The organism is Pontimicrobium sp. MEBiC01747, from assembly GCF_053601635.1.
Genome location: NZ_JBSHNS010000427.1, coordinates 1 through 6,248 on the forward strand (window position 1 = coordinate 1; position 6,248 = coordinate 6,248).

The following is a 6,248-nucleotide window of genomic DNA, read 5'->3' on the forward strand; positions in this document are numbered from 1 at the left end:
TTCTTGGCGTGTGTCTAATTTCGCTTCTTGTGCTGTAATTATTTTAGCAGTTTCTATGTCTTGCGGATAGTGCGTTAATATCTGTGAGCCAATTCTATCTTTTAATGGCGTAACGATGCTTCCACGATTGGTATAGTCTTCTGGATTTGCTGTAAATACAAATTGCATATCTAAAGGTAAACGTAGTTTAAAGCCTCGTATTTGTATATCGCCTTCTTGTAAAATATTAAATAAGGCTACTTGTATTCTGGCTTGCAAATCTGGTAATTCATTTATTACAAAAATACAACGGTTTGCACGCGGAATCATACCGTAATGTATTACACGGTCGTCTGCGTAGCTTAGTTTTAAATTGGCTGCTTTTATTGGGTCTACATCTCCTATAATATCGGCTACTGTTACATCTGGAGTTGCTAGTTTTTCAGCAAACCGCTCACTTCTGTGTAACCATCTTATTGGAGTATCCTCTCCTTTTTCTTTGATGAGTTCTATGGCATAACGCGAAATAGGGTTTAAAGGGTCGTCATTAATTTCGGAGCCTTCTACCACGGGAATGTACTCGTCTAATAAATTTAACATTAAACGTGCTAATCGCGTTTTTGCTTGTCCGCGTAAGCCTAAAAGGTTTATATTATGTCTGGATAGTATGGCACGTTCTAATTCTGGTATTACAGTATTTTCATAACCGTGTACGCCTGTAAATGTGGTTTCTTTTTGTTTTATTTTATCTATTAAATTATCTCTTAATTCATCTTTAATCGATTTACTTTGGTATCCTTGCTTTTTTAAATCGCCTAATGTTTTTAGTGTTTCTATATTCATTTTATAGCTTTTGGCTATTTGCTTTTGGCTATTAGCAGATCTTCCTAGACATGGCTAATAACTAAAGGCTAATAGCTAATTAATTATCCTCTAATTCGTTTTTTTCTATTGGTTTCGTAATCTTCAAAAATCATTTCTCCCAGCCCTTTTAAGCCTGTGTAAAAAGCTTTTCCTTGGTTTGCTCTTGTAAACTCTTGTACAAACTGCATTAAATAGCGGTCTTGTGCTATCATAAATGTAGTTATTGGTATGTGCAGTTTACGTGCTTGTTGTGCCATAGCGTAACACTTATTGGTTATATGCGGGTTTAATCCATTACTGTCTTTATAATACGTACCATCTGGTAAACGCAAACAACTTGGTTTTCCATCTGTAATCATAAAAATTTGTTTGTTGGTATTTCGTTTACGTCGTAGTAAGTCCATTGCTAATTGTAAACCTGCTACGGTATTGGTATGATAAGGCCCAACGTTTAAATACGGTAAGTCTTTAATTTTAATCGCCCAAGCATCGTTACCAAATACCAGAATATCTAAGGTATCTTTTGGGTAACGTGTGGTTATTAATTCGGCCAAAGCCATGGCTACTTTTTTAGCGGGTGTAATACGGTCTTCGCCATAGAGAATCATACTATGGCTAATATCTATCATTAAAACCGTACTCATTTGCGATTTATGCATGGTTTCTTCTACCACCAAATCGTCTTCGGTTAAGTTAAAATTATCAATACCATTATTTACCTGTGCATTGCGTAAACTCTCTGTTATAGACACTTTATCTAAAGCGTCACCAAACTGGTAGTTTCTAAAATCTCCTGTATGCTCATCACCTATTCCTGGCGATTTACTTTTATGCTGTCCCGAACCATTTCGTTTTATGTTTCCGAATATTTGCTCTAATGCAGATTGCCTAATGGCACGTTCCGTTTTGGCGGTAATGCCCATCCCCCCTTTTCCATCTGGTTTTATTTCTTCTCTAATGTAGCCTTTGGCTTTTAGGTCTTCTATAAAGTCTTCAATAGTATATTCTGGTGTTGTTAATTGGTATTCCTTATCCAATTCCCGAAGCCAATCTATAGCTTCATCGAAATCTCCAGATGTATGCGTAATTAATTCTTTAAAAATATCGAATAGTTTTTCAAAAGGGGATTGAGAAGGCGCTTCATACGGCTTAAAAACGAATCCTTTTCTTTTCTGTTTATTGTTTTCCATACTAGTATAAAAATACAATATTTTATGCTAGCATAGCTTTTTTATTAACATCTCTTTAAGATTTATGTTTAATGGTTTTAGTACTTTTATTTTCTAACTAATTTTACCATTTAATGAAGCATTTTTTATCCTCCTTATGTTTACTTTTTGTTTTTACTGTATCTGCACAGAATTTCTCTATGGATTTAGTAAAAAATATGAAACCTCGTAATATTGGTCCAGGCGGAATGTCTGGTCGTGTAACTGCTATAGATGCTGTACATAGTAATCCCGACATTATATATGTAGGTACTGCTTCTGGCGGTTTATGGAAATCGACTTCTGGCGGCATAAAATGGGAGCCTATTTTTGAAAAAGAGGTAACTGCTTCGGTTGGTGCAGTTGCTATACAGCAATCTAACCCAAGTGTTATTTGGGTAGGCACAGGAGAAGGTAACCCTCGTAATAGTTTAAATGGCGGTTATGGTATTTATAAATCTTTAGATGGCGGTAAAAACTGGATGGCTATGGGATTAGAAAAAACACGCCATATCCATCGTATTATTGTAGACCCTACAAATCCAGATATTGTTTATGTTGCTGCAATAGGGTCTCCATGGGGAGAACATCCAGAGCGTGGTGTGTTTAAAACTACAGATGGCGGAAAAACATGGAATAAAATTTTATATGCCAATATTAAAACGGGAGCTGCCGACTTGGTTATGGATCCTACCAATCCTAATAAATTAATTGCAACCTTATGGGAACACAAACGTGAGCCTTGGTTTTTTAATTCTGGCGGAAAAGGCTCTGGACTACATATTACACACGATGGTGGTGTAACTTGGAAAAAGATTACTGATAAAGAGGGTTTACCAAAAGGCGATTTAGGACGTATTGGTGTAGCAATTGCTAGAAATAAACCAAATATTGTTTATGCGCTTGTTGAAGCTAAAAAGAATGCGCTTTACAAAAGTGAAGATGGCGGTTTTAAATGGAAAAAAATTAACGCTAAAAGCGATATTGGTAATAGACCTTTTTACTATTCTGAAATTTATGTAGATCCGCAAAACGAAAACCGTGTGTATTCGGTTTTTACCTATGTAAATGTTAGTGAAGATGGCGGAAAGAATTTTAAACAACTCATGCCTGCTTATGGTGTAAGCAATGGCATACATCCAGATCATCATGCTTGGTGGATACACCCAGAAAATGGTAGTTTTATGATAGATGGTAACGATGGTGGCTTAAACATTACAAAAGATGGTGGTAAAAACTGGCGTTTTGTTGGTAACTTACCTGTAGCACAATTTTATCATATAAATGTAGATAATGAGATCCCATATAACGTTTATGGTGGTATGCAAGACAATGGGTCTTGGAGAGGCCCAGCTTATGTTTGGCGTGCTCAAGGCATTAGAAACTCGTATTGGCAAGAAATTTCTTTTGGAGATGGGTTTGATGTTATTGCAGACAGAGACGATTCTAGATATGGTTGGACTATGAGCCAACAAGGCTACGTAAGTCGTTACGATTGGCAAACTGGAAACAACTATAATGTACAACCAACACATCCCGATCCAGACGTTTTATTACGTTTTAATTGGAATGCAGCCATTAACCTAGATCCTTTTAACAATAGTACCGTATATTTTGGAAGTCAGTTTGTACATAAATCGACAGACAAAGGTGATACTTGGGATATTATTTCGCCAGATTTAACAACTAATGACCCTGAAAAACAAAAGCAACGCGATAGTGGCGGATTAACCATTGATGCTACTGGTGCAGAAAACCATTGTACTATATTAGTTATTGAACCTTCACCTGTAGAACAAAACATGCTTTGGGTAGGTACAGATGATGGTCGTGTGCATGTTACTCAAAATGGAGGAAGTACTTGGACAGATGTTTCTAAAAACATTAAGGAATTGCCTAAAGGTAGTTGGATAGTTCAAATAAAAGCTTCTAATAAAAATAAAGGTGAAGCACTATTAGTCGCTAACGATTACCGCCGTTTTAATTTTACGCCCTATGCTTTTAGAACAACTAACTACGGAAAAACATGGCAACGTATCGTAGATGAAAACGATGTGAAAAGTTATGCTTTATGTATTATTGAAGATATTGAAGAACCAAACCTTTTATTTTTAGGAACAGATGATGGTTTATACATCTCTACAAACGCTGGTGAACAATGGACAAAATGGACTGAAGGTTTCCCAACTGTTTCTGTAAAGGATTTAGTAATTCAGCCAAGAGAACACGATTTAGTTATTGGTACGTTTGGTCGTGCTGCTTGGGTATTAGATGATATTCGTCCGTTACGAGCTATTGCCAAAAACAAGCAAATACTAAATAAAAACATAGAGTTATTTACTCCACCTACAGCATACAAAGCCGCTTATGCGCAACCTACTGGAAGTCGTTTTGGTGGTGATGCTATGTATCATGGAGATAATCGTGGTGGCGGTGCTAGATTAGCGTATTATTTAAAAGTAAAAAAAGCAGGCAAAGCAGATGCTAACAAAGACAAAAAGAAAACCGAAGCTAAAAAAGATTCTACAGAAGCAGATAAAAACGTTATAAAATGGGATTCTATTACTATGATGGTTTACGATAACGATCGTTTAATCCGTACATTAAAACGTAAGGCTCCTAAAGAAACTGGTATACATAAATGGACTTGGTATATGCGTGAAAAAGGTGTACAACGTGCCTCTAAAAGTATTAGAAAAAGTACTAGAGAACCAGGAGGTGTTTCTGTAAAACCTGGAACGTATCGTGTGGTTATGCACTACGGAGATCAAACAACAGAGTCTAGAATTACTGTAAAAGATGACCCAAGACTAGACGTGTCTTCTGCCAACACTAGTGCTGTATACACCACATTAAAAGACATGGAAAACATGCAGGAAATTGCTGCAGATGCCATGAAGCAATTAGTAGAAAGTAAAACGACAGCTTCAACATTTCAGAAACGTTTAAAAACATTAGACTCTAAAAAATATAAAGCAGAAATTAAAGCATCTAAGGATATTGTAGCGAAAATAGACACTATAATGGCCTTGTATTTTGGTAAAGTAGATAAACGTCAAGGCATTACCAGAAGTCCATTACCAACCGTTAGCTCTAGAATAAGTAAAGCCAGAAGTTATGTAGGTTCAAGACAGCATGGTATTACTAAAACAGAAACGATGTTGATACAGCAAGCAAAAGAAAGTTTAAACGATTTTCTAGATGAAGTGAATACTTTTTTAAATGACGATTGGAAACCGTATCGTACCACTATTGAAGCATTAAAAACTTCAGAATTTAAAGAGACTAAAACTTTTAGTTTAGATTAAACACTATTCCTTATGCAAAGCGAATTGTTTAATATAACATTAACTGATAAATATAGTGTCGTTATACCTAACCGTATAGCGACATTATTATTAGAAGCCAACCACAAACGCGTTAAAGTAAAAGTCTCTTATAAAGACCATAACTTAAATTTCTATGCCGCTTTAAAAAAAGAAAAAACAGGACTTTGCCGCATTTATTTTAGTAATGCCAAACAGAAAGAATTACAATTGGAGATTGGCGACACCTTTTCTATGCAACTATTTGAAGACACTTCTAAGTATGGTGTAGACATGCCCGAAGCTTTAGAAGCTGTGTTATTAAGCGATTATGAAGCCTTTTCTATTTTTGAAGGCTTTACCGTAGGAAAACAACGTAGTATTATTTATGCTATTAAACGCTATAAAAATATACAAACTCAGGTAGATAAATCTCTTATAATGACCGAAAATTTAAAACGTGGCATTCATGATTTAAAACTAATTTTAAAGGCGAATTAGCAGTAGTTTCTTGCAAAAGGGTAAATATCTACTTAACTTCGAACTCAATAAACCAAAAACAAAAAATCATGAAAAAAATAACCTTATTTATATTAGTACTCTCCCTAGTTTTTACTGTGAGTTGTAAAGAAGAAACTAAAAAAGAACCAGAAACAGAAGTTAAAGCAGCAGAGAATTTTGTTGTAAAAGCTGAAGCTACTTCTGTAAAATGGACGGCTTATAAAACAACTGCAAAAAAAAGTGTTGGAGGAGAATTTAAGACTTTAAGATTCGATAATAAATCTGGAGAAACAGCTCAAGACGCTTTAAATAATCTAAGTTTTTCTATACCAATTAGTAGCTTATTTACTAAAGATGAAGGAAGAGATGCTAAGATTAAAGAATCTTTCTT

4 protein-coding genes and 1 pseudogene are annotated in these 6,248 nt (G+C 35.2%); 3 read left to right on the forward strand and 2 right to left on the reverse strand.

Going from position 1 to position 6,248, the window contains the following annotated elements; genetic code table 11:
• Together ACVC2P_RS13830 and ACVC2P_RS13835 are read right to left on the reverse strand one after the other, a co-directional pair.
• Window positions 1-822 (reverse strand): sigma 54-interacting transcriptional regulator (locus ACVC2P_RS13830; RefSeq protein ID WP_452599042.1); only part of this gene is annotated, 822 nt, incomplete at its 3' end.
• A gap of 83 nt (window positions 823-905) precedes the next feature.
• Complete coding sequence (locus tag ACVC2P_RS13835; protein WP_452599043.1) at window positions 906-2,033, reverse strand: vWA domain-containing protein; 1,128 nt, start codon at window positions 2,031-2,033, stop codon at window positions 906-908.
• A gap of 113 nt (window positions 2,034-2,146) precedes the next feature.
• Here ACVC2P_RS13835 and ACVC2P_RS13840 point away from each other — a divergent pair, with 113 nt between their 5' ends.
• The 3 genes and pseudogenes from ACVC2P_RS13840 to ACVC2P_RS13850 form a co-directional block, all read left to right on the forward strand.
• Entirely contained in the window at window positions 2,147-5,359 is a 3,213-nt protein-coding gene (locus ACVC2P_RS13840) for a WD40/YVTN/BNR-like repeat-containing protein (RefSeq protein ID WP_452599044.1), read from the forward strand.
• A 12-nt stretch (window positions 5,360-5,371) separates the two neighbouring features.
• The gene (locus ACVC2P_RS13845) at window positions 5,372-5,857 is read left to right on the forward strand and encodes a YdeI/OmpD-associated family protein (RefSeq protein WP_452599045.1); all 486 of its coding nucleotides are present in this window, start codon (window positions 5,372-5,374) and stop codon (window positions 5,855-5,857) included.
• A 68-nt stretch (window positions 5,858-5,925) separates the two neighbouring features.
• Window positions 5,926-6,248 (forward strand): annotated as a pseudogene (locus tag ACVC2P_RS13850) (hypothetical protein); the annotation flags it as partial.